This is a genomic window from Uruburuella suis (assembly GCF_004341385.1).
Taxonomy (GTDB): Bacteria; Pseudomonadota; Gammaproteobacteria; order Burkholderiales; family Neisseriaceae; genus Neisseria; species Neisseria suis.
Map to the genome: position 1 here is coordinate 16838 of NZ_SLXE01000010.1, position 23345 is coordinate 40182.

Annotated in this window: 19 protein-coding genes, 1 pseudogene and 1 riboswitch; of the genes and pseudogenes, 2 read left to right on the top strand and 18 right to left on the bottom strand. The window is 55.4% G+C overall.

Annotated elements, in window-relative coordinates:
* Nucleotides 1-18 precede the first annotated feature (18 nt).
* The 12 genes and pseudogenes from EV680_RS04935 to EV680_RS04990 form a co-directional block, all read right to left on the bottom strand.
* Nucleotides 19-1347, bottom strand: a complete 1329-nt coding sequence (locus EV680_RS04935) for a sensor histidine kinase (protein WP_243650336.1) — start codon at nt 1345-1347, stop codon at nt 19-21.
* Nucleotides 1344-2024, bottom strand: a complete 681-nt coding sequence (locus EV680_RS04940; protein ID WP_132953635.1) for a response regulator transcription factor — start codon at nt 2022-2024, stop codon at nt 1344-1346. The genes EV680_RS04935 and EV680_RS04940 overlap by 4 nt, the downstream gene beginning before the upstream one ends.
* Nucleotides 2025-2214: 190 nt before the next feature.
* Nucleotides 2215-2760, bottom strand: coding sequence for a PepSY domain-containing protein (locus tag EV680_RS04945; RefSeq protein WP_132953636.1), 546 nt, complete (start codon nt 2758-2760; stop codon nt 2215-2217).
* Between the two features lie 289 nt (nt 2761-3049).
* Entirely contained in the window at nt 3050-3868 is an 819-nt protein-coding gene (gene ppk2, locus EV680_RS04950; protein ID WP_132953637.1) for a polyphosphate kinase 2, read from the bottom strand.
* 324 nt (nt 3869-4192) lie between these two features.
* Nucleotides 4193-5104, bottom strand: a complete 912-nt coding sequence (gene fdhE / locus EV680_RS04955) for a formate dehydrogenase accessory protein FdhE (RefSeq protein ID WP_132953638.1) — start codon at nt 5102-5104, stop codon at nt 4193-4195.
* A gap of 159 nt (nt 5105-5263) precedes the next feature.
* The gene (gene fdhD / locus EV680_RS04960) at nt 5264-6061 is read right to left on the bottom strand and encodes a formate dehydrogenase accessory sulfurtransferase FdhD (RefSeq protein ID WP_132953639.1); all 798 of its coding nucleotides are present in this window, start codon (nt 6059-6061) and stop codon (nt 5264-5266) included.
* A 375-nt stretch (nt 6062-6436) separates the two neighbouring features.
* A complete protein-coding gene (locus EV680_RS04965) occupies nt 6437-7090 on the bottom strand; it encodes a formate dehydrogenase subunit gamma (RefSeq protein ID WP_243650337.1) in 654 nt (217 codons plus the stop codon).
* On the bottom strand, nt 7090-8010 hold the full coding sequence (gene fdxH, locus EV680_RS04970; protein WP_165870909.1) for a formate dehydrogenase subunit beta: 921 nt from the start codon (nt 8008-8010) through the stop codon (nt 7090-7092). The genes EV680_RS04965 and fdxH overlap by 1 nt, the downstream gene beginning before the upstream one ends.
* 11 nt (nt 8011-8021) lie before the next feature.
* Nucleotides 8022-11076, bottom strand: a pseudogene (fdnG, locus tag EV680_RS04975) (formate dehydrogenase-N subunit alpha).
* Between the two features lie 331 nt (nt 11077-11407).
* A complete protein-coding gene (locus EV680_RS04980) occupies nt 11408-12085 on the bottom strand; it encodes a TetR/AcrR family transcriptional regulator (RefSeq protein ID WP_165870910.1) in 678 nt (225 codons plus the stop codon).
* Between the two features lie 237 nt (nt 12086-12322).
* On the bottom strand, nt 12323-13360 hold the full coding sequence (murB, locus tag EV680_RS04985; protein WP_132953642.1) for a UDP-N-acetylmuramate dehydrogenase: 1038 nt from the start codon (nt 13358-13360) through the stop codon (nt 12323-12325).
* The gene (locus tag EV680_RS04990) at nt 13360-14739 is read right to left on the bottom strand and encodes an MATE family efflux transporter (protein ID WP_132953643.1); all 1380 of its coding nucleotides are present in this window, start codon (nt 14737-14739) and stop codon (nt 13360-13362) included. Before EV680_RS04990 ends, murB begins: the two co-directional genes overlap by 1 nt.
* A gap of 394 nt (nt 14740-15133) precedes the next feature.
* Here EV680_RS04990 and EV680_RS04995 point away from each other — a divergent pair, with 394 nt between their 5' ends.
* Nucleotides 15134-15400, top strand: a complete 267-nt coding sequence (locus tag EV680_RS04995) for a hypothetical protein (protein ID WP_132953644.1) — start codon at nt 15134-15136, stop codon at nt 15398-15400.
* A gap of 749 nt (nt 15401-16149) precedes the next feature.
* Here EV680_RS04995 and EV680_RS05000 read toward each other — a convergent pair.
* The 6 genes from EV680_RS05000 to EV680_RS05025 form a co-directional block, all read right to left on the bottom strand.
* Entirely contained in the window at nt 16150-16914 is a 765-nt protein-coding gene (locus tag EV680_RS05000) for a BUD32 family EKC/KEOPS complex subunit (RefSeq protein WP_132953645.1), read from the bottom strand.
* Nucleotides 16914-18218, bottom strand: coding sequence for an NAD(P)/FAD-dependent oxidoreductase (locus tag EV680_RS05005; protein WP_132953646.1), 1305 nt, complete (start codon nt 18216-18218; stop codon nt 16914-16916). Before EV680_RS05005 ends, EV680_RS05000 begins: the two co-directional genes overlap by 1 nt.
* Before the next feature lie 215 nt (nt 18219-18433).
* On the bottom strand, nt 18434-19327 hold the full coding sequence (locus EV680_RS05010) for an ABC transporter permease subunit (RefSeq protein WP_132953647.1): 894 nt from the start codon (nt 19325-19327) through the stop codon (nt 18434-18436).
* A complete protein-coding gene (locus tag EV680_RS05015) occupies nt 19328-20305 on the bottom strand; it encodes an ABC transporter permease subunit (protein WP_132953648.1) in 978 nt (325 codons plus the stop codon).
* A 16-nt stretch (nt 20306-20321) separates the two neighbouring features.
* A complete protein-coding gene (locus EV680_RS05020; RefSeq protein WP_132953649.1) occupies nt 20322-21446 on the bottom strand; it encodes an ABC transporter ATP-binding protein in 1125 nt (374 codons plus the stop codon).
* Between the two features lie 302 nt (nt 21447-21748).
* Entirely contained in the window at nt 21749-22063 is a 315-nt protein-coding gene (locus EV680_RS05025) for a hypothetical protein (protein ID WP_132953650.1), read from the bottom strand.
* A 101-nt stretch (nt 22064-22164) separates the two neighbouring features.
* A riboswitch (SAM-I-IV-variant riboswitch) is annotated at nt 22165-22265 on the bottom strand.
* 129 nt (nt 22266-22394) lie between these two features.
* On the opposite strand from EV680_RS05025, the gene cysM reads away from it, so the two are divergent.
* Complete coding sequence (cysM, locus tag EV680_RS05030) at nt 22395-23288, top strand: cysteine synthase CysM (protein WP_132953651.1); 894 nt, start codon at nt 22395-22397, stop codon at nt 23286-23288.
* The last annotated feature ends 57 nt before the right edge of the window (nt 23289-23345 follow it).

The window sequence follows — 23345 nt, forward strand, 5'->3', positions numbered from 1 at the left end:
GGTTTTATGGGCAGATTCTCAAACGGGTTGTTTTTTTGAATGCGTTTCATTGTCCGGCGGGGCCGGAAAAGTGGCTGTCACTTTCAGGCCGTGTTCGAAAGCATCGGCATCATTCAGGCTGATGTGGCCGTGGTTGCGCTCAACGATGGTTTTGGCGATAGACAGCCCTAAGCCGGTGCCTTCGCTTTCGTTGCCCAAAATGCGGTAAAACGGGTCGAACACGCGCGCGCGCTCGGCGGCGGGAATGCCCGGGCCGTTGTCTTCGATTTCAATCGTGATGCTGCCGGCCTGCTGTGCAGCACGCAAATCGATGCGGCCGCCGGGCGGGGTGTATTGAATGGCGTTGTCGGTCAGCGTGTTGACCAATAATTGGATGTCTGCCTCATGGGCGTGCAAAACAATATCTTGGCTGCCGTCGATGCCTAAGTCGATGTTTTTGGCTTCGGCCAAGGGCAGTAAATCTTGAATGGTGTGTCGGTAAAGGGTGTGCAGCGAAAGGGTTTGCTTATCTTGCCCGCTGGGATTTTGCACTTTGGCCAGCGCCAATAATTGCGCCAACAGCTTGCGGCTGCGCAAAATGCCTTGGCTGAGAATATGCAGGCGCTCGGCGGCTGCGGCCGGCATGTCGGTTTGCGCCAGCCGCTCGGCTTGCAGCGATAGGGCGGTGAGCGGTGAGCGCAGCTCATGAGCGGCATCGGCGATAAAGCGCTGCTGCTGCTGCATGTGTTCGTTGATGCGGCCGAGCAGGCGGTTGATGGCGGTAACAAAGCCATACACTTCACGCGGCAGCCGGGCTTCGGGCAAGGGCGTGAGGTCGCTGCTGGGGCGGTGCTCCAGCGTTTCGGATAATTGCCGCATCGGCCTGAGCATGTGGCGTATGGTGAAGATGCTCAGCAGGGTCAGCACGGGAAGCAGTAGCAATAATGGTGCCACAGCATGCCAGGCGCTGTTGTATGCGGCTTCATCGCGAAATTCGGTTTCCTGTATGAAGGCGAGCCGCTGCCCTTGCGGGTAGGTTTTAACATAAACCCGATAGCGGTCGCCATCGTGGCTGATGGTGTGCAGGCCGTCTGAGAGGCGGGCGGGCAGGGCATAGTGCTGTGGGGCGCTGCTCTCGAGCGGCTGAATGTGGATGCGCACATCGCTGTCGGTGTTGTCGGCGCGCGGCGGCAGGGCGGCAGGGTTGATGAGCGCGGCGGTTTGTTGCAGCATTTGGTCTTGCAGGTCGTTGGCTTCGCGATACATCGAGATAAACGACAAAATGCCGGCCGCAGCCGCTGCCAGCAGCACGGCGGCGCTCAGCCACAGCGACAGGTTTAATTGCATGGAAGCGGCGGGGCGGCTCATGGTGTGCTTTCACCGGCTTTGGGCACCATCCAGCCGACGCCGCGAATGTTTTTGATGCTGTCGGCACCGAGCTTTTTGCGCAAGGAATGAATCAGATAATCAATGGCGCTGCTTTCCACTTCTTCACCCCAGCCATACACTTTGTCTTCCAGCTCGGCGCGCGACAAAATAATGCCCGGACGCAGCATCAGCGCTTGCAGAATGGAAAATTCACGGCCGGATAAAATCAGGGTTTCGTTGTGGGCGTAGCGAAAAACGGTGTAGTTTGCGGGATCGAGCGACAAGATGCCGTTGTCGAGCAGCGGTGAGGCGCAATGGTTGTGGCGGCGCAAAACCGCACGCATGCGCGCCAATAATTCGGCCATGTCGAAAGGCTTGATGATGTAGTCGTCTGCGCCGCCGTCGAGGCCGCTCAGGCGGCTGTGGATATCGTCGCGGGCGGTGACAATCAACACCGGCACAGGCTTGCCGCTGTTGCGGATTTCGGCCAACACGGCCAAGCCGTCTTTTTGCGGCAAGCCCAAATCCAGCAGCACCAAATCGTAAGCCTGTGCGGCCAAGGCATCGAGCGCGGTGCGGCCGTTTTTCACCCAATCTGCCGCATAGCGGGCATCTTTCAGGCCGGCGGCAAGGGCTTCGCCTATCATGTTGTCGTCTTCTACCAGTAATACGCGCATGGGGAAATCCTGTATCAGAGGCCGTCTGAAAGCTTTGCAGGCAAAGGTGCTTTCAATCAATAATCGCAATAATCGGCAAAGGGGCAGGCAAAAAAATGCCGGCAGCAAAGTGCACTTTTGCTGCATCAAGCCCAGTATGCCTGCTCTGCCGCCAAACCGCCAGCCGGATGGGCTGGCGGTGCGGTGTGTATCAATCGGGGTGATCGACTTTTGAGGAAATCACCTGGCCGTTGTCGGCGTTGACTTTGACATCGTGTTTGGTGCCGTTGGCTGCCAATACCTCGACATCGTAAACAACGCTGCCTTTTTCATGCTCTAAATCGGCTTCGATGGCTTTGCCGCCCACTTTGGCTTCGGCCGCAGCGATGGCTTGCTGCAAGGAAATCTTGGCTTGGGGCGGCGCATCTTTTTCGGTTTTGGTTTTGCTGTTTAACACTTGGCCGCTTTGTGCGTCGATTTCCAATTTGTGCTCTTGGTTGCCTTGGCGGGTTTCCACTTTATAGTAAGTCGCTCCGTTTTTGTGTTTCAAATCTATGCCGGTGGCTTTGCCGCCTGCTTTGGCTTCGGCTGCGGCAATGGCTTGCGCCGGTGAGATTTTGGCTTGTGCCACGGCAAGGGCGGCGCGGCCGGCTTCCGAGGATGTATCGCTGCCGGTGGCGGCAAGGGCGGCACCGCCTGTGGCGGCCAATACGAAAGCGGCGATGATGGCGGTAACGGTGTGGTTGCGGGTTTTCATGGTGTGTCTCCAGGTTTGGGTTGCGGTCGGAGCAGCTTGGTGAGGCGCTGCCTGATGCCTTGCATTGTAGGCGGCCAGATTTAGGTATGATTTAGCAGAGATTGAAATTATGTAAAGAATAGGGCGCTGCGTATTGAATTAAATGGTTATACCCGTTCAAAAAAATGACCTTACTGTGTTGTGCCGCCCTGTAAGCTTATTTTGAATGGGTATTAAACACGGGGCCGTCTGAAAGGTTTCAGACGGCCCCGTGTTTAAGCATCAATATGCCTTATTCATTGCTGAAACATCAATCTGCTTTGCCGTAACGGTCTTCCACATAATGATAAACGCGGCGCGGCACGGTGTAGCCGTTTGGCTTTTGCCGCGCCGGGAAATCCACTTTGGGCAGCGCCAGATGCTCGTAGGGAATATAGGAAAGCAAATGGGCGATGATATTGAGGCGTGCTTTTTTCTTGTCGTTGGAATCCACCACAAACCAAGGCGCCCAAGCCGTGTCGGATGCTTGCAGCATGGCATCGCGGGCGCGTGAGTAATCATACCAGCGGTGGTAAGATTCCAAATCCATCGGCGAGAGCTTCCACACTTTGCGCCCGTCGCTGATGCGCCCTTTGAGGCGGCGCTCCTGCTCTTCCATGTCCACTTCCAACCAGTATTTCAACAAGATAATGTCGTTTTCCACCAAGGCTTTTTCCAAAAACGGCACCGTGTCTAAAAATTTTTTCGCCTCTTCTTCGGTGCAAAAACCCATCACCCGCTCCACGCCGGCGCGGTTATACCAGCTGCGGTCGAAAATTACGATTTCGCCGGCGGCGGGCAGCTTTGAGAAATAACGTTGCAGATAAAGCTGGCTTTTTTCACGCTCGGTGGGTGCCGGCAGCGCTTCCACTCGGAATATGCGCGGATTGGTGCGCTCGGTGATGGCTTTGATCACGCCGCCTTTGCCTGCGCCGTCGCGGCCTTCGAAAATAATGCAGACTTTCATGCCTTTTTCCACCACCCAGCGCTGCAAGGCCACCAATTCGGCCTGCAAATGTTTCAGCTCGCGGAAATAGGTTTTCTTGCTGATGCGCTCGGCGGGGGTGTTACGGGTTTGGGTGATGTCCATGATGTTCTCCTTTTTTACTTAGAGTGGAATGCATAAAAAAGTGACACAACAGGTAGGTTGGGTTGAAAACCCAACAAGCCCACAGGCCGTCTGAAACGTTGGGTTTGACAAGCCAACTTACTCCATTATAGTGCGTAGTTTTGTATCACTTTTTCTTACATTCCACTATATCGTTCAACGGGTTTGACTGCCGGCAGGGCGCGGCCTGATGATGACAGCTTAACCAACATTGCGCCGCAAGCCAAGGCCGCTCGACTTATAAAAGCCAAGGCCGTCTGAAAAGAAAAGCTTTCAGACGGCCTTGGTTTGCAGTGCATCGTTTGTTTATTCTGTCAGCAGCAAAAACGGATTATGCCCCGCGCGCGCATAGCCTGCTTCACCCACCAAAATATCCAGCGCCAATGAGGCCAAATCATCGGCCACGGGGTCGGCATATTGCTGCTTATCGAGGCGGTAGAGCTTGCGGTAGCTGCGGCACACTTCGCAGCTTTCGGCTTTGGCAGCCAGCAAAGGCGCGGTTTGGGCGGGGCTGGCATCGGTTTCCAGCTCTTGTATGCCCACGCCGCTGCTGTCGCCGCAAGTGGGGCATTTGGCGCGTAAGACATTCCAGCGGCTGTTGCAATGCGGGCAATGCATATAGCGGAAACCGGCGGTGTCGCCTTTGGCCAGCACCACGCTGCCTACGGCTTCGGTGCCGCAGCAAGGGCAATGTGTGCGCTCTTGCACCGGCGGCACCGCGTCTTCAATCAGCTGCGCCGCCCATGCCGTCCAGATAATTTGCAGCGCTGCCTGCACCCACACCACGGCCGTTTGCTCTTCAGGCGCGCTGTTGCCGGTGAGCACGCGCGAGGCCAGCGCTTCGGCGGCTTCGCGCGGCAAGGCGGCCAGCGTGTTTAATTCAGCCTGCACGTTTGCGGGCGCCTGTGTGCCGATTTCGGCCAATAAGTCGGTCAACACCGGGTAAAAATCGACGGGCACATCGCCCAATGCGGCTTCCGGCAGCACGGTGCGCCCCTGATGCGTGGGCGGGAGGGCAAACGCATGTTTGGCTGCTACGGCCTGCTGCGCCGCCGCGAGCTTGCCCAACAAAGCGAGATAGTCGCGCCATTGGCTGCCCTCGGCTTCGGCCAATTCTTGAAAGCGCACGCTGCGCTGTGCAAACACATCGGCAGCGGGCGCCAGCCAAAACGGGGTGTGAAACAGGCCTTTTTCAATCGGTTTGATGGGAGTGGTCATGATTTCTTTCTGTGAATAAAACGGGGCTTGAGGCCGTCTGAAACCTATTCAAACAAGCAAGCAAAATTGTGGGCACGCTGAGCGGGTTGTCCTTATACGGCCCAATTCAATAGGCAGCCAAGCAATCCAACCGCTTTAAGCTTTACTTTAAATTAAAAACTATGCAGCAATAAACTGCGGATGGCTATACACGCCGAATTGCTGCGGCCGGGCAAAACCCGCCAAGGTGATGCCGGCCGCTTCGGCCATGCGCACGGCCAGTGCAGTGGGCGCAGACACGGCCACCACGCAACCGATGCCGAGCATGGCCGCTTTGGCCACCATTTCATAGCTGGCGCGGCTGGAAATTAACACAAAGCCTTGCTGCCAATCGATTTGCCCGCGCGCACCGAAGCCCAGCAGCTTGTCGAGCGCATTGTGGCGGCCGATGTCTTCAAACGCATGGCGGATAATGCCTTGCTCCACCCAAGCCGCGCCGTGTGCGGCGCCGGTTTGGCTGCGCAAATGCTGGTGCTTGTGCAGATCGGCTAGAGCCGTTTGAATATCGGCTGCCTGAATAACGCTGCCGCGCATCACCTTGGGCAAAGCGGTTTGCACGGCGGCGAGGCTGTCGATGCCGCACAGCCCGCAGCCGCTGCGCCCGCTCATGCTGCGGCGGCGCGCTTTCAAAGCTTGAAAGCGCTCGGAAGCAATTTCCAAATGCACTTCGATGCCGTTGCAGCCTTGTTGCACTTCGATATCGTAAGCTTCGCGTGCTTGCTGCAAAATGCCTTCGCTCAGGCTGAAGCCCAATGCCAGCTCAGGTAAATCGGCGGGTGTGGCCATCAGCACCACATGGGCGATGCCGTTATACACCAGCGCCACCGGCGCTTCTTCGGCCAGCATATCGTCGGCTTCGCGAATGCCGCCGCCATTGATACGGTGCAGATGGTGCGGAGTGAAGATTTCTGTGTTCATGAAACGTTTGTATTCAGACGGCCTGAAACGGCCATGCTTAAAATAAGATAATGCAAAATCAAACAAATAGTTAAATTGTTAAATTACTGCTTATCCGCGTTTTAGATGATAAGCTCAGGTGCATGCGCATGCTTACACTCCGCTAGCCCTACCGGCGGTTTTGCCGGTATTTTATAGGTGAATGCAAGAAAAAGTGATACAAAACGACGCACCACAACGAGGTAGGCTGGGTTGTCAAACCCAACGTTTCAGACGGCCTAATCTATAGAAATCAAGCGATGGGCTGGTCGGGAAAAACACCTGGAAAAAAAGCAACCCAAAGGCCGTCTGAAAGGTTTCAGACGGCCTCATATCATTATTGCCTGCGCTCGCACATCACGATGATTTATTGCCTTTTTCACGTTCGGCTTCGGCATTTTTCGCCATCATTTCGCGATACCAGCGCGGGTGGTGTTTTTTCGCCCAGTTTTGCGTGACCACACCTTCCACCATGGCGCGGATGGTGCCTTTCACCCAAAACGCCGCATACACATGCACGATGATGCCGGCAATCAGAATCAGCGCGGCCCAAGCGTGAAACAGCAAGGCCAGGCGGATTACGGGAATCGGGAACATCTCGGCAAAATAAGGCCGCCAAGCGATAAAGCCGGTGCACAGCAGCACCGCCATGCAGGCGGTCATCAGCCAAAACATGCCTTTTTGGCCGCCATTATACTTGCCTATATCGCCGGTTTCGTGGCCTTTGAGCACGGTTTTCACCGATTTCATCCATTTGATGTCTTCTTTATCGATGAAATTGTATTTCCAATAGCGGAAAAACTGCACCGTAAAGCCGATAAACATCACCACGCCCACAAAGGGATGGATGATGCGCGCCAGCTGCGGCGTGCCAAACACGCCGGTGAGCCAGAAAAAGGCCGGATAGAAAAACGCCAGGCCGGAAATGGCCAGCAACATAAAACACACCGCCACAATCCAGTGGTTGATGCGCTCGCTGCGCTTATAGCGCTGAATCAGTTTTTCTTTCATTATGCGTCCTCCTCACCCTTCAGGTTTTTGCCGTCCAAACCGATTACTTCAGGCTCATCTTCTTCCGGTTCGGCCGTGCTGGGGCCTACGGTGATGTAATGGAAGAAGCCGGTGAGCGTGGCCGCGGCAATGCCGATGGTGGCCAACGGCTTCAAAAAGCCTTTCCACAGCTTCACCGTGGGGCTGATGCTGGGGTTTTCCGGCAAGCCGTGATAGAGCCCTGGCTTGTCGGCATGGTGCAGCACATACATCACATGGGTGCCGCCCACGCCTTCGGGGTCGTAAAGGCCGGCTTTTTCATAACCGCGCTGGTTCAAATCGACAATGCGCTCGGCCGCCACCTGCTTCATGTCTTCCTTGGTGCCGAACTGAATGGCGCCGGTGGGGCAGGTTTTCACACAGGCCGGCTCTTGGCCAACCGCCACGCGGTCGGAGCACAGCGTGCATTTATAGGCGCGATGGTCTTTTTTGTCGATGCGCGGCACGTTGAACGGGCAGCCGGAAATGCAATAGCCGCAGCCGATGCAGTTTTCTTCATGAAAATCCACGATGCCGTTGTGATATTGGATAATTGCGCCGGGCGAGGGGCAGGCTTTCAGGCAGCCCGGGTCGGCGCAGTGCATGCAGCCGTCTTTGCGGATCAGCCATTCGAGCTTGCCGTTTTCTTCCACTTCGCTAAAGCGCATCACCGTCCAGCTTTTGGACGTCATGTCCATCGGGTTGTCGTACACGCCGTGGTTGGTGCCGATTTCGTCGCGGATGTCGTTCCATTCCGAGCAAGCCACCTGGCAGGCTTTGCAGCCGATGCAGGTGGTGACATCGATCAGCTTGGCCACTTCCATCGGCTGGCGCACGCCCGGCGGCGGGGTGATGCCGGCGGTGGCGGAGCGGCGTTTGATGTCTAATGATTGCAATGCCATGTGTGCGCTCCTTATGCTTTCTCGATGTTGACCAAAAAGGTTTTGTATTCCGGCGTTTGGGTGTTGCAGTCGCCCACAAACGGGGTGAGCGTGTTCACAATAAACTGCTTCTCACCGGATACGTTTACCCAACCGCCATGCAGCGGAATGCCGATTTGATGCACGGTTTTGCCGTTAATCTGCAAAGGCATCATGCGCTTGGTGACCACGGCCTTAGCCTTAATCCAGCCGCGCTTGGAGCTCACTTTCACCCAATCGCCTTTTGCTATGCCTTTTTCTTTGGCCAGCTCTTCGCCGATTTCGATAAATTGCTGCGGCTGCGCAATCATCAGCAATTTCACCGATTTAGTCCAAAATTGGAAATGCTCGGTGAGCCGGTAAGTGGTGCCCACATGCGGAAATTCTTCGTGTGTGCCGATGCGCTCTTTCACGCTGTCAAACAGGCGCATGGCGGGCGATTGCACCACTTTCGGGTGCAGCGGGTTGGTGCCGATGGGCGATTCGAGCGGCTCGTAATGCTCGGGGAAGGGGCCGTCTACCAATTTGCGCGCGCAAAACAGGCGGCCTACGCCTTCTTCGTTCATGATAAACGGGTTCATACCCGAATCGGGGGCGGCATCGGCCTTGAAGTCGGGCACATCGGCACCAACCCATTTTTTACCGTCCCAATGAATCAGCACGCGGTTGGGATCCCACGGCTTGCCGCTGGGGTCGCACGAGGCACGGTTGTAGAGAATGCGGCGGTTGGCCGGCCATGCCCATGCCCATTTGGGTGTGTTGCCCAAGCCGCTGTCGGTGTTGTCGCGCCGATCCATCTGGTTGCCCTGCTGCGTCCACGAGCCGGAAAAAAATCCAAGTGGCGCATTCGGTGCTGCCGTCGTCGCGCAGTTGGGCAAAGCCGTCGAGCAGCTCGCCTTTTTTGCGCACAATATTGCCATCGGCGTCTTTAATGTCGGCCAACGCGTAGCCGTTGGATTCTCTCGCCATTTCTTCCGGCGTGGGGCCGTAGGGGTTTTCATAGCGCCAGTGCAGCTTGGTAATCGGCTCTGGTGCAGTGCCGCCCTCTTTTTCATACATCTCTTTCAAGAGCATGTGCAATTCGCCCAAAATTTCCAAATCGGGCAGCGCTTCGCTGGGCGGTTTGGCACCGGGGTGGTGCCATTGCAGCCAGCGCGAAGAATTCACAATCGAGCCGGCCTCTTCGGCAAAACAAGGCGTGGGCAGGCGGAACACTTCGGTTTGGATACTGGCTGTGTCCACATCGTGGGCATCGCCGTGGTTTTGCCAGAAAGTGGCGGTTTCGGTGTCGAGCGGATCCATCACCACCATAAATTTCAGCTTGGAAAAAGCCTCGGTTACGCGGTTGGCATCGGGGAATGAGCCTTGCGCATTAAAGCCTTGCACCAGCAAGCCGTTTACCTTGCCCTGATGCATCAGCTCGGTCATTTGCAGCACGTCATACATCTTGTCCCATTTGGGCAGCCAATCGTAGCCCCAATTGTTTTCTTTGGTGGCGTTTTCGCCATACATCCATTTCAGAAAGCTGACAAAAAAGGCGGGCGTGTTGCTCCAATAATTGAGCTGCCCCGGCTGCAAGGCTTTGGGGGTTTGCTTTTCCAGATAATCGGCAAAAGTGGGGTGGCGGAATTCGTTGGGCAGCACCAAATAAGCCGGCAGCATGGTGGAGAGCAAGCCCAAATCCGACAAGCCCTGAATATTGGAGTGGCCGCGCAAAGCGTTCACGCCGCCGCCGGACATGCCGATATTGCCGAGCAGAAGCTGCACCATTGCCATGGTGCGGATCATTTGCGTGCCGGTGGTGTGCTGGGTCCAGCCCAAGGCATAAAGAATAGTGCCGGTTTTGTTGGGCACGGCGGTTTCGCCCCAGGCTTTGGCGATGGTGAGGAAATCTTCTTTGCTGGTGCCGCACAGCGTGCTCATCATATCCAGCGTGTAACGCGAATAATGCTGCTTGAGCAGCTGCCAAACGCTGCGCGGGTGTTGCAAGGTGGGGTCGGTTTTGGCGTAGCCGTTAGTATCCAGCTCGTAAAACCAGCTGTCGCTGTTGTATTGTTTTTTGCCGTCGTCGTAGCCGCTGAACATGCCCTCGTCAAAATCAAAACCTTCGGCCACGATAAAGCTGGCGTTGGTGTAGGCTTTGACATATTCCCACTGGATTTTGTCGTTTTCAATCAGCCAATTGATCAGCGCGCCCAAAAAGGCGATGTCGCTGCCCGAACGCAAAGGGGCATAAAAATCGGCCACGGCGGCGGTGCGGTTGAAACGCGGGTCGACCACATATAATTTGGTGCCTTTTTTCTTTTTCGCTTCAATCACCCATTTAAAGCCCACCGGGTGCGCTTCGGCAGCGTTGCCGCCCATCACCATAATCATGTCGGCATGTTGGATGTCGACAAAGGTGTTGGTCATCGCGCCGCGGCCGAAGGTGGAGGCCAGTGCCGACACGGTGGGGCCGTGGCACACGCGCGCCTGCGCATCGGTGGCCACGATGCCGAGCGAGCGCATCCATTTTTGGGTGAGAATACCGGTTTCATTCGATGAGGCGGAAGCAGTGAGCATGCCCAAGGTGGGCAGGCGGTGCACCGGCACGCCGTTTTCATTTTGCACAATCAGGTTGGCATCGCGGTCGGTTTTGATGTGGCGGGCGATGCGGCTGAGTGCTTCGTGCCAGGAAATGCGCTTCCATTCATTGCTGCCCGGCTCGCGCACTTCGGGAAAATGCAGGCGGTTTTTACTGTGGATAAAATCCAGCAGCGAAGCGCCTTTTGGGCACAAAGAGCCGCGGCTCACCGGATGATCGGGGTCGCCCTCGATGTGGAAGATGGATTTTTTGGCATTTTTGGAGCCGTCGCCCAAACTATAAAGAATGGTGCCGCAGCCCACCGAGCAATAGGTGCAGTTGTTGCGGGTTTCCGAGGCGCGCAATAATTTGTATTGGCGCACTTCGGCCCAGGCGTTGGTGGGCATCATGCCCATTACCGCCAAGCCGGATGCGCCGGCACCCGCAGCGGTGACTTTGAAAAACTGCCGTCTGTTTAGATTCATGGTAATGTTCCTGCTTGCCTGCCGCCGCTTTTCAGACGGCCTTTGGGGGGGGTGCCGGTGTGTGCATGCGGGCTAGGCCCGTCGAAATCATTTATATATTGCTTCACGACACCTTTTTGTAATAAATTGTAATTCATTACACGCAAATAGTCTAAAAATTTTATTGAATTCAGATATTTACTGATTTTCATTATCAAATATATGAACGGTATAATTTATTATTCTGCTTATTTTCAATTGCTTATTCAATCATTTTGCTTTCAGACGGCCACAAAAAAGCCACAGAAAAAAGCAGGAATAGGCTTTTTCTGTGGCGTGTATAGGAGCCTGCTCAACTCATTTCGTTTTGCGTCATGCAATCGGAAGTCAGGCTCAATGCGGCGAGCGTTTGGTCGAATTCGCCCACTTGGTTTTCTATCAGATAAGGGCGCAGCAGGCTGAGGGTGCGCTGCACGCCGCGCACTTTGGAATCTTCCGTCAGCTTCGCCCGGCCGCGCAGCGAGCCGTCGAAATCGAACCAATATTTGGTGATCATCCAGATATTGAGCGCCAAATCGTTCATGGCGGTGGCATCGGCGCGGATAATGCCCTCTTTATTGAGCTGCGTGAGCAATTCCACCAGCAGCGGCGACACTTTGGCATGGGTAAAATTATTGTGTTCGCCCAGAAGCTCGGCGCTGCGGGCCAGCAAAGCGTTGACATCGCTGAATAAAAAGCGGTAGCGCCACATCACATCATAAATGCCGGCCATATAGCGGATGGCATCGCACACATTTTTGGGCAGCACCACCCGGCGCAGATAGTGCAGCAAATCTTCACTGTAGCGTTTGAAAAGCTGCACGATGATTTCATCTTTATTGCGAAAATGATAATAAAGATTGCCCGGGCTGATGCCCAAATGCGCGGCGATGTGGTTGGTGCTGATATTGCGCTCGCCCTCTTCGTTAAACAGCATCAGGCTGGCTTCGACAATACGGCTATAGGTGTTGGGCCGTGTATCTTTGGTCATGTATATTTCTCCTCAAGCAATGGCGGCTTTGTTTAAAAAGTGGGCGCACCATGCCGCCGCATTCGGCTTTCAAGCGATTTCTTTGCAAACGGTGTATTCAAAGCCTTCGAACAAACCTTACAGCATAATTTGCAGGCTTTTTGTTTTTTAAACCGGGCATCGGCATTTTATGGGCATCGTTTATTTTGGGCAGAAAATGCCTACATGGTTAACTGTCAACCGAAGCCGGATTCGCTATCATATACCAAAAGAGGGCGGCAACCAATCGGGCTCGGCAAACAAAATCACGCCAAAGCGCGCCTCTACACGCTCACGCACATGATCGGCCAGCGCGCGCACATCTGCCGCGGCGGCCTGCGCTTTGTTTACCAACACCAGCGCCTGGCGCTCATGCACCGCTGCGCCGCCGATTTGAAAACCTTTCAGACGGCATTGGTCGATCAGCCAGCCCGCCGCCAGCTTCACCGTGCCGTCGGCCTGCGGATAATGCGGCATGTCCGGATATTGTGCCTGCAACGCCGCTGCTTGCGCCGCGCTCACAATCGGATTTTTGAAAAAGCTGCCCACATTGCCGAGCAAAGCCGGGTCGGGCAGCTTTTCCGAGCGGATGGCACACACGGCGGCCGACACATCTTTGGCCGTGGCTGCTCTGCCCGCGCAGCGCTCAGCCAGCACCGCCGCCAAATCGCCATAGCGCGCATTGGCGCTGAAATGCGTTTTCAGCGCAAAAGTCACCGCGCAAATCACATAGCGCCCTTTGCCTGAGTGTTTAAACAAGCTGTCGCGATAAGCAAAGCGGCAATCGGCATTGCCCAACACCACAAAATCGAGCGTGTCCAAATCAAAGCAGCGCACCGAATGGATAAGGTCTTTCACTTCCACGCCGTAGGCGCCGATATTCTGCACCGGTGCCGCGCCCACCGTGCCCGGAATCAGGCTCAGATTTTCCAACCCGCACAAGCCCATATCCAGCGTGTGCAACACAAAATCATGCCAAACTTCACCGGCTTGCGCTTCGATATACACAAGGCCGTCTGAACGGTGCGTTTCGCGCACGCCTTTGTTTTCCATGTGCACCACAAGCGCGGGATAATCCTGCATCAACAATACATTGCTGCCGCCGCCCAGCCACAGCACCGTGCGGCGGTCGAATTCGGGCCGCTGCACCAGCGCCGGCAAATCAGCCGCATCGGCCAGCGCCGCGAAATAGCGGGCGCGGGCGCGCAAGCCGAATGTGTTGAGCGCGGTTAAATCCACATATTCTTCAAGCTGCATCACAACATCCTTTTTCGCGAAGCCATTGCGCGGCTGCTGATTTCCAAATACCACACCAGCCACACCGCCGCCACCGTGAGCGAGAGCACCAACGCCATCCAAAAGCCGTAAATGCCCATATCGCGCCCATAAGCGAGCCAATAGCCCGGCAGCAGGCCGAAGCCCCAAAACGCCACCGCATGAATCAGCATCGGCACGCGGGTGATTTTATAGCCGCGCAGCGCATAAGAAGCCACACATTGAGTGGCATCGGCCAATTGAAACACCGCCGCAAACAAAAGCACCGTGGCCGCAATCGCCAACACGCCCGCGTCATCCGTATACATGCCTGCCAGCGGGTGGCGGAACAACACCAACAGCAAGGCCGTGAGCACCGCCAGCACCAGTCCCAACACCAGCGACACCCCGGCCACATAACGCGCGCGCACATATTCGCCGCGGCCGAGCGAATAGCCCACCCGCACCGTGCCTGCCGCGCCCACGCTTTGCGGAATCATATAAATCACACCGGTGAGGCTGATCACCACTTGCTGCGCCGCCACATAATCCTCGCCCAAGCGCGCCACCAAAAACACGATGCACGAAAACAGGCTCACTTCTAAGAAAAACGACAAACCAATCGGCATGCCCAGCTTCCAAATTTGCTTGAATGCGCGGCCGTCGGGCTTGCTGAATTTATCCATCAGCTTGAATTTGCGGAAATACTGCTGCTTGGCCACATAAAGCCACAGCACCAGCGCATTAAACCAAAACACAACCGCCGTGGCCACGCCGCAGCCCGCGCCACCCAGCGCCGGCATGCCGAATTTGCCGTAAACAAAGGCATAATTGAGCGGAATATTCAGCAAAAATGCCAAAAAGCTCACAATCATAATCACCCGCGGCCGGTTCAGGCTCGAAGCATAAGCATGCAGCGCGCGATGCACCATCGCCGCCGGCATGGCCAGGCCGGTGAAAAACATATACAAGGCCATCATATTTTCAACCTTGTCGCTCAAGCTCAGCCAAGCCTGAAACGGCCACACCAAAAGCCACATCAGCAGCATACCGATAATGCCCAGCATCACGCCGAACCAAATCCCTTGCCGACCCGTTTCGCCCACTTCATCGGCCTTGCCCGCGCCGAAAAGTTGGGCAATCATCGGATTGAGCGCCGTCATCACCCCCATAAAGGTAATGTAAATCGTGGCAAACACGCTGCTGCCCAGCGCCACTGCCGCCAAATCATCTTTGCCCGCGCCGCCGGCCATCACCGTGTCGACAAAGCCGATGCCCACCTGCGCCACCTGCGCCACCAGCATCGGCAGCGCCAGCACAGCGAGCTTATTGATTTCTTTCTTGAACACCGGCCAAGAATAAGCATTTAAATCCAGCAACATAAGCATTCCATTTTTCAGACGGCCGCTCAATCTGCAGAGGCCGTCTGAAACATTATCCGATAAAAAATCCAACCGCGCAGTATATCAAAATTCCATTCAAACCAAAATCTTCACGTTGCCGTTATCGCCTTTTTCCAATAAACGTAAAGAAAAAAGTCGGCCATTCACTTTTCTTAACCGCTAAAGCCGTCGCATACCCGGCGCGTGGTGTAAAAAATCCTGCAAACCGTTAACTTTCTTTAAATGATAAATTTACATGCACATATTCCATTACATTTCCCATGAGGAAACCAAGCTTCAACAAAATGTAGCTATATTTCACCCGGTCGGCCGCCTACAATGCACTCATCGATTCAACAACACATCAACCACTTTTTTGAAAAGGACAAACATCATGAAAAAATTCGCACTCGCCACCGTAATGAGCCTGATCGCTGCTTCTGCCATGGCCAGCGGCGCACCCACCGACAGCTATCCTTACGGCTACCAGCCGCACGGCGATTTGTCTGCCGTGACCAAAGAGCAACCCCGCGCCGTGCCGCACCGCCCTGCTAAAAGCGACGACAGCGTGAAATTTGCCTACATCGGCGACACCGACGGTGCTGCCTACAATCTTTATCCCACCGATAACTTCCGCGCCCGCTACGCCGATATCCGTTAAGCCGATATGAAATAAAACCACAGGCCGTCTGAAAGTTTTTTCAGACGGCCTTGCTGTGCAACATGGTTTCTCCGCTCGGCGTACGTAGCTACGGTAAAAATAATATCAGGCCGTCTGAAAGTTTTCAGACGGCCTGTATTTTGAATCAATATCTGTTTATAAAAAATGCCGCTGTTTTTGCAAATGTCCATCCATTAAATGACCTCAAGTTTTTATTGATTGCGCTTTGGCTGCACCGCGCCACTGATACAGCAGACGTAGGTTGGCTGCTACCCTTTCTAAAAAATAAGCTTATACCCATTCAAAAAAATAACCTAACTTCGTTGTCTCGCCTTGCCGTACTATAGTGGAATGCACGAAAAAGTGGCACAACGGGTAGCTTGGGTTGAAAACCCAACAAGCCCACAGGCCGTCTGAAACGTTGGGTTTGGCAACCCAACCTACGCCGTGATAGCGCGTAGCCTGTAGGTCGGATTCTCGAATCCGACACTTGTTTGCAGAGCAAGGCATGCACATTGCTTTGGCCGTTGGCCAAACGTCGGATTCAAGAATCCGACCTACGCGGATGGTGCTGTCAAACTGCTTTTATTTGGTAAGGTTATTTTTTTAGAATGGGTATAAGCTTACTTTTTTTGAATGGGTATAAAACAAAACAATGCCGTCTGAAACAGATGATTCAGACGGCATGAATATTTCAAACACACGCCAACGCCGTTTCTCGCTAACCGTGCTTGTGCGGCATAGCGCCGCTATTTTTCCTGCTCGAATAAGGCGGCGAGTGCGGCCAGGCGCAAGGTGTCGTTGCCCCAAAAGCCGGCTTGCAGATGGCGCATCCAGCCAATCGGGCGGATGGCGCTTTCTATGGGCGTGCGCAGGGCGGCGGGCAGGCCGGCGGCATGTTGCCGCCAGATGGCGGCAGCTTGATCGAGCAGGCCGTGTTTTTGCAGCCACACGGCGGAAGATTGCAGATAGCAAAGATAATCGCGGCTTTGGCAGCGCTCAAGCGGCATGTATCGGCCGGGATCGTCTTCAAAGTCGATAAAGCCGATTTGGCTGTCGTTGCACACGATGATGTTGCGGGCAAAGGCTTGGCTCAGGTATTGGCCGCTGCGGTGCACCCGCTCGATGGCGGCGAGGCCTTGCTGCCAGTAGTCGAGGCGCTCGGGGCTGTTTTCGATGTGGTGCAGCAAGGTGTGTTCGCCGATATGGGTAAACATCAGGCCGCCGGCCGATTCGGCCAAAAGGCGCGGGGCGCGGATATCGTGCGCGGCCAGCGCCCGCAGGCGCGCGGCTTCGGTGGCGATGGCTTCGCTGCCGCCGGCATTGGGCACGGGCTGCAAGGCACCCAGGCGCAGGTGGCGGGCAACAAAACCGAGCAGGCTGTAGCGCCATTGCGGTATGGTTTTGCCGGTTTGGCGCACCCACACGATTTGGCCGTTGGGCAGGTTGTGGCGTGCGATGGTGTGGGTTTGGCCGGGCAAAATGCGGGCGAGTTCGGCGGAATAATCGGTCATCAGCGGGCGTCTTTGAGGCGGTAGTAGGTGGAGCCTATCATCGAGGCGGGAATGCGCAAGTAGCGTCCGCCGATGATGTTGCGGTGGTGCAGGTGTTCGAAATGGGCCAGGCGGTTGCCGTCACCCATAATGGCTTCGGCGGCGGCCAGCCCGGCTATGCCGGTGAGCGCCATGCCGTGGCCGGAATAGCCTTGCATAAAGTAAAGCTGTTTGTTGAGGCGGCCGAAATGCGGCGCGAGGTTGAGGGTGATGTCGCAATCGCCGCCCCAAGCATATTCGATGCGGGCGCTTTCGAGCTGCGGAAACACTTTGAGCATGTCGCGGCGCACGGCTTTGGCCATGCGGCGGGCGTCGTGTATCCATTCGCTGTCTTTGCCGCCGAAAAGCAGGCGGCCATCGGCGCTGAGGCGGTAGTAATCGAGAATGTGGCGGTTGTCGCACACGGCCATATTGTTGCGGATTAGATCGCGCGCCGCTTCGCCCAAGGGCTCGGTGGCGATGATAAATGTGCTCACCGGCATGGCTTTGCGGGTGAGCGGGCGCACGGCACGGCTGTTGTTGAGACCGGCAAAGGTGTTGATGGCAAACACCACTTGCCGGCATTCGATGCTCGCTTCGGGTGTGTGCACAATGTAACCTTCGCTGCCTTTGGGGCTGAGGCGCACAAACGGGGTTTGCTCGTAGATGTGCGCGCCGGCAGCCGCAGCGGCGCGGGCGATGCCCAGCGTGTAGTTGAGCGGATGCAGGTGGCCGGATAATGGATCGTAAAGTGCACCGCGGTAGCGCTCGCTGGCAAGGTGTTGTTGCAGGCGGTTGGCGTCCCACAGTTCGAAATGATGGGCACCGTAGCGCTGTTGGGCGTGTTGCTGCCATTGCATCAAGGCATCGAAATGCTTGGGGCGGATGGCCACGGTGGCATAGCCGCGTGTCCAGTCGCATTGGATATTGTGTTGACGCACGCGTGCGTCTACCAATTCCACCGCATCGAGCGATTGCTGCCAAAACCATTGCGCCTGCACTTCACCCAGCTGCTGCTCGATTTCGGGAATGCCGCAGGCATAGTCGCTGATAATCTGGCCGCCGCTGCGGCCGGAAGCGCCATAGCCGATGCGGGCCGCTTCAATCAGGGCAACATCGTGGCCGGCTTCGGCCAGCGGCAGGGCGGTGCATAAGCCTGATAAGCCGCCGCCGATAATGCAGGTGTCGGTTTTCAGACGGCCTTTGAGCTTGGGATAGGCATCGCCGGAATTGATGCTGCTGTGGTAATAAGAAGCGATTCGGTTTTGAAAAGAGGGATTTTGCATAAAAAGGCAAATGATTTTCAGACGGCCTTATTATACGCTTGTTGCATGGGCGCTTGCCCAAAATCTTATTAGCGCTTAGATGCAGGCTGATTTTGCTTCAAATCAAACGCTAGCTTGTGCAAAGGCCGTCTGAAAAGTTTTCAGACGGCCTTTGCGTGCTGTGCAATGATGGTTTATTTGAATGGCTGTAAACAGTCTTTTTTATGGATAAACCATCAGGATTGACCGGCATTTTCCAGCGCCAGCTTTTCCTGGCGGTAGGCTTCGGCGGCTTCGCGCTCACGGCGGGTGGCTTGGCGCATCATGTAGTAATTGATGATGATCACCAAGGTGCCCACAATGGCAATCAAAATTGTGGCCAACACATTCATCTGCGGATCCAGGCCGAGCTTGATTTTCGAGAAAATCACCTGCGGCAGCGTGGATGAGCCGGGGCCGGAGAGGAATGAGGTGATCACCAAGTCATCGAGCGAGAGGGTGATGCCGAGCAAAAAGCCCGAAGCAATCGCCGGCGCAATCAGGGGCAGCGTGATCACGAAAAAGATTTTCAGCGGCCGAGCGCCCAAATCCATCGCTGCTTCTTCCAGCGATTGATCCAGCTCGCTCAGGCGCGAGCGTATCACCACGGTGATGTAGGCCATGCATAAAGTGGTATGGCCGAGAAAAATGGTGAAAAAGCCGCGGTCGAAATAAAGCCAGCTCAAAAGCTCGCTGCTTTGCAAAAACATCTGCACCTGGATAATCAGCAATAGCATGGAAAGGCCGGTGATCACATCGGGCATCACCATGGGCGCAGACACCATGCCAGCAAAAAGCGTGCTGCCGCGAAAGCGCTTGATGCGCGCCAGCGCGTAGCCTGCCAGCGTGCCCAGCACCACGGCGGCAAACGACGATACCAGTGCGATGCGCAGCGAGAGCCACGCCGCTTCGAGTATGGTGCTGTTTTGCAGCAATTGGCCATACCATTTGGTGGAAAAGCCGCCCCACACCGTCACCAGCTTCGATTCGTTAAACGAATAAATCACCAGCACAAATAAGGGGATATACAAAAAGGCCAGACCGATAAACAGCATCAGCTTGAGAAACCAGGAAAGCTTGTGTTGCGACATTTAGCGGCTCCCTTCGGTGATTTCGCGGTTTTCATAGCGGTGGAACAAGGCAATCGGAATCACCAAAAGCGCCACCATAATCACAGCCACGGCAGAAGCGAGCGGCCAGTTGTTTTGGTCGAAGAATGCCTGCCACAACACTTTGCCGATCATCAGGTTTTCCGGGCCGCCCACCAATTCGGGAATCACAAATTCGCCCACCGCCGGCACAAACACGAGCATCGAGCCTGCGATAATGCCGGTTTTCGATAAGGGCAGGGTGATGGTGAGAAAAGCTTTGATCGGGCCTGCGCCCAAATCGGAAGCTGCTTCGAGCAGGCGGCCATCGAGCTTCACCAATTGGGTGTAGAGCGGCAGAATCATAAAGGGCAGATAGGCATACACCATCACTAAATTCAGCGAAAAAGCGTTGTAAAACAAATCCAGCGGTTGGTTGATGATGCCGTACTTCATCAGAAAATTATTGATGATGCCGTTGTGGCCGAGCAAGCCCATCCAGGCATACACGCGCAGCAGGAATGAGGTCCAAAAAGGCAGCATAATCGCCAGCAGCAAGCCGTTGCGGATGGAAGGGTGGGCGCGCGAAATGGCATAGGCAATCGGATAGCCCAACAGCAGGCAGATCACCGTGGTGGTGAGCGCGGTTTTAATTGAGAGCCAATAGGTGAGCAAATAAATATTGTTGCCGCGCCCCTCGGCAAACGGATTCAGCATTTGGCCGAGTGTGGACCAGAAATTCTGGAAAATATCGGCATAATTCTGATAGCTCAGGGCGATGTTCAGCCGCCCCATATCGGTATCGGCGGTAAACAGCGGCGAGTAGGGCGGAATAGCCAGCTCTTGCTCGGCAAAGCTGATTTTGAACACAATCACAAAAGGAATCAGAAACAAAACCAGCAGCCAGGCATAAGGTATGCCCACCACCAGCCCTTTGCGCGGCTTGGCGGAAAACGTGCGTTTGAGTTGGGTTAAGGTCATGGCGGCTTCCTAAGGCTTAGCGCAGCAGCGGGGTGGGCTGGTTTTCCGGCCAATTGATATACACGGTTTCTTCCCAAGTGGGCGGCGTGATGTTGCGCACATACCAATAAGGGGCAGGCACTTGGCTTTTCACAATGCGGCCGTTGGCAAGCTTCACGTGATAAATCGCGAAGCTGCCCAAATAGGCGATTTCTTCCACCGTGCCTTGCGCCCAGTTGTAATCGCCCATGCTTTCGGGTTTTTCTTTGTATAAATCGATATCTTCCGGGCGGATGCTGAGCCATAAATTTTGCTCGGTGGGGCCGCCCAAACCGTGATCGATGCGCACCGGCACATCCAATTCGGGGCATTGGATGATGGCATAATCGGCGTGGTCGTCCACCACCGTGCCTTCGAAAATATTGGTTTCGCCGATAAATTCGGCGGTAAAGCGGCTGTTGGGGAAGTCGTACACATCGCTGGGCGTGCCCACTTGCTGCAACTGGCCTTCCGACATAATCGCCACACGGGTGGCCATGGTCATGGCTTCTTCCTGATCGTGCGTGACCATAATGCAGGTAACGCCCACTTGCTCGAGCGTGTTGACCAATTCGAGTTGGGTTTGCTGGCGCAATTTTTTATCGAGCGCGCCCAAAGGCTCGTCGAGCAACAAAATTTTCGGGCGCTTGGCCAAGCTGCGCGCCAGCGCCACGCGCTGTTGTTGGCCGCCGGAGAGCTGGTGCGGCTTGCGTTTGGCAAATTTGCTCATCTGCACCAAGCGCAGCATTTCTTCCACGCGCGCATTGATTTCGCCTTTGGCCATTTTGTCTTGTTTGAGGCCGAAGGCAATGTTTTGCTCCACCGTCATGTGCGGAAACAATGCATAGCTTTGAAACATCATATTGATGGGGCGCTCATAAGGCGCTAAGCCGGTGATGTCTTGGCCGTCGAGAATGATTTTGCCCTGATTGGGCGTTTCCATGCCGGCGAGCATGCGCAGCAGCGTGGATTTGCCGCTGCCCGAGCTGCCCAAAAGGGCGAAGATTTCGTGCTGCTCGATATCGAGGTCGATATGGTCGACAGCATAATTGTCACCAAATTTTTTCACCAGCCCCTGAATTTGCAGATAAGGCTTGGCTGAAGGTGCAGCGTTGGCGGTCATGGTCAATGCTCCAATGAATAAAAGCGGGTGGGATGAGGCCGTCTGAAAAAAGCGCGCATTCGGCACAAATCGGTATTTTTACTGCAAACCCGTGATTATATTCGGCCGCGGCTTTGAGGGGCAATACAAAACTTTTTTTCGGCGCGGATTACGGCGGATTACAAGCTGATGTGTGTAATCGGGGCAACAATAATGTCTGAAGGCAGGTGTGATGGCTAAAGAGAGGCCGTCTGAAGCTTTGCATAAAGCGTTTCAGACGGCCTTGCCGGTGGTGGGAGATGATACGATGCCGTTTGAAACCTTCAGGCGGCATGGCGCTGCTGCGCACCGGGCTTGCATGCGAATGCTTGCAGCGCGGCGATGCAGGCGGCAATATCGGCGGCACCGTTTAAAAACAAAATCGTGCGCAATGCCGATAAATCCACATCCGGCACCAGCGGCGAAGCGGTGCGGTTGGGGTAGCTCAAAGGGGCATACCAACGCTGCTCGCTGCGGTGAAACATGCCCAAAGTGTGCGCCTTACCGGCCGCATCGTGCAGCACAAACACCATGCTGCCGCTTTGGGCTTCAACTTGGGTAAAACATTCGATATTCTCAATGGTGCAAGCGGTGCTCATATTCTTCCTGCGGTTGTGTGCGTTGTCGGGCATGGGAAGCCTGCCCGATAGTAAAAAACACCCTTATCTTTCACATTGCATCAAGAGCAGTTGGAAGAAGGGTGTTTTGCCGTGTTTGCTCCTGCGGAGCCACATCTGCGCGTGCATTCCACCTTGCCGGCATGGGCAGGTTGGCATGGTTTCCCAACTCGTGATGTCTGGCGCTTATCTTATGCCTGCATAATGGCCTTGTCAACAGCTTGTAATAAGCTTTTCAGACGGCCTCGGGCTATATTCGCGCCGGCGGTTTTGTGATAACTTGCGCCTGTTTGACATTCACACGGCACACCACATGACCCAATCCATTCAAACCTTGGCCGATTGCGTCGGCCACACCCCGCTTATCCGCTTGCAGCGCGTGGCCGCGCACACGCAGGCGCAAGTGTGGGCCAAGCTTGAGGGCGACAATCCGGCCGGCTCGGTGAAAGACCGCCCCGCTTTTAATATGATTATGCAGGCCGAAAAGCGCGGCCGAATCCGCCCGGGCGACACCTTGATTGAAGCCACCAGCGGCAACACCGGCATTGCGCTGGCCATGGTGGCGGCCATGCGCGGCTATCGGCTGATTTTGCTGATGCCGAAAAATGCCACGCAGGAGCGCAAAGACGCGATGGCCGCTTATGGCGCCGAGCTGATTGAAACCGACAGCATGGAAGCCGCGCGCGATCAGGCGCTGGCGATGCAGGCGGCGGGTGAGGGCTTGGTGCTCGATCAGTTCAACAATCCCGACAACAAGCAGGCGCACTATCTCACCACCGGCCCCGAAATCTGGGCACAAACCGAAAGCAAGATCACCCATTTCGTGAGCGCCATGGGCACCACCGGCACCATCACCGGTGTGGCCAAATATTTGAAGGCGCAAAACCCGCATGTGAAAATCATCGGTTTGCAGCCCGATGCCGAATCGGCGATTGCCGGCATACGCCGCTGGCCGGCCGAATATATGCCGGGCATTTTTGAGGCGGACTTGGTGGATGAAGTGCGGGATGTGAACCAAAAAGATGCCGAGCGCTTTATGCGCAAAATGGCGCGCGAAGAGGGCGTGTTTGCCGGCGTGTCGTCGGGTGCGGCGGCGATGGTGGCGGCGGATGTGGCCGCGCAAAATCCGGGCGCGGTGGTGGTGTGCATTATTTGCGACCGGGGAGACCGCTATTTGTCGACCGGCTTGTTCGGGCAGCCCGATTAAGCCATTGTGCATACATCAAACAGGCCGTCTGAAACCTTTTCAGACGGTCTTTGTTTT

Bases quoted from the DNA above. Each gene is read 5' to 3' on its own strand.
- EV680_RS04935 (WP_243650336.1), bottom strand. From the start codon at position 1,347: ATGAGCCGCCCCGCCGCTTCCATGCAATTAAACCTGTCGCTGTGGCTG.
- EV680_RS04940 (WP_132953635.1), bottom strand. From the start codon at position 2,024: ATGCGCGTATTACTGGTAGAAGACGACAACATGATAGGCGAAGCCCTT.
- EV680_RS04945 (WP_132953636.1), bottom strand. From the start codon at position 2,760: ATGAAAACCCGCAACCACACCGTTACCGCCATCATCGCCGCTTTCGTA.
- ppk2 (WP_132953637.1), bottom strand. From the start codon at position 3,868: ATGGACATCACCCAAACCCGTAACACCCCCGCCGAGCGCATCAGCAAG.
- fdhE (WP_132953638.1), bottom strand. From the start codon at position 5,104: ATGACCACTCCCATCAAACCGATTGAAAAAGGCCTGTTTCACACCCCG.
- fdhD (WP_132953639.1), bottom strand. From the start codon at position 6,061: ATGAACACAGAAATCTTCACTCCGCACCATCTGCACCGTATCAATGGC.
- EV680_RS04965 (WP_243650337.1), bottom strand. From the start codon at position 7,090: ATGAAAGAAAAACTGATTCAGCGCTATAAGCGCAGCGAGCGCATCAAC.
- fdxH (WP_165870909.1), bottom strand. From the start codon at position 8,010: ATGGCATTGCAATCATTAGACATCAAACGCCGCTCCGCCACCGCCGGC.
- EV680_RS04980 (WP_165870910.1), bottom strand. From the start codon at position 12,085: ATGACCAAAGATACACGGCCCAACACCTATAGCCGTATTGTCGAAGCC.
- murB (WP_132953642.1), bottom strand. From the start codon at position 13,360: ATGCAGCTTGAAGAATATGTGGATTTAACCGCGCTCAACACATTCGGC.
- EV680_RS04990 (WP_132953643.1), bottom strand. From the start codon at position 14,739: ATGTTGCTGGATTTAAATGCTTATTCTTGGCCGGTGTTCAAGAAAGAA.
- EV680_RS04995 (WP_132953644.1), top strand. From the start codon at position 15,134: ATGAAAAAATTCGCACTCGCCACCGTAATGAGCCTGATCGCTGCTTCT.
- EV680_RS05000 (WP_132953645.1), bottom strand. From the start codon at position 16,914: ATGACCGATTATTCCGCCGAACTCGCCCGCATTTTGCCCGGCCAAACC.
- EV680_RS05005 (WP_132953646.1), bottom strand. From the start codon at position 18,218: ATGCAAAATCCCTCTTTTCAAAACCGAATCGCTTCTTATTACCACAGC.
- EV680_RS05010 (WP_132953647.1), bottom strand. From the start codon at position 19,327: ATGTCGCAACACAAGCTTTCCTGGTTTCTCAAGCTGATGCTGTTTATC.
- EV680_RS05015 (WP_132953648.1), bottom strand. From the start codon at position 20,305: ATGACCTTAACCCAACTCAAACGCACGTTTTCCGCCAAGCCGCGCAAA.
- EV680_RS05020 (WP_132953649.1), bottom strand. From the start codon at position 21,446: ATGACCGCCAACGCTGCACCTTCAGCCAAGCCTTATCTGCAAATTCAG.
- EV680_RS05025 (WP_132953650.1), bottom strand. From the start codon at position 22,063: ATGAGCACCGCTTGCACCATTGAGAATATCGAATGTTTTACCCAAGTT.
- cysM (WP_132953651.1), top strand. From the start codon at position 22,395: ATGACCCAATCCATTCAAACCTTGGCCGATTGCGTCGGCCACACCCCG.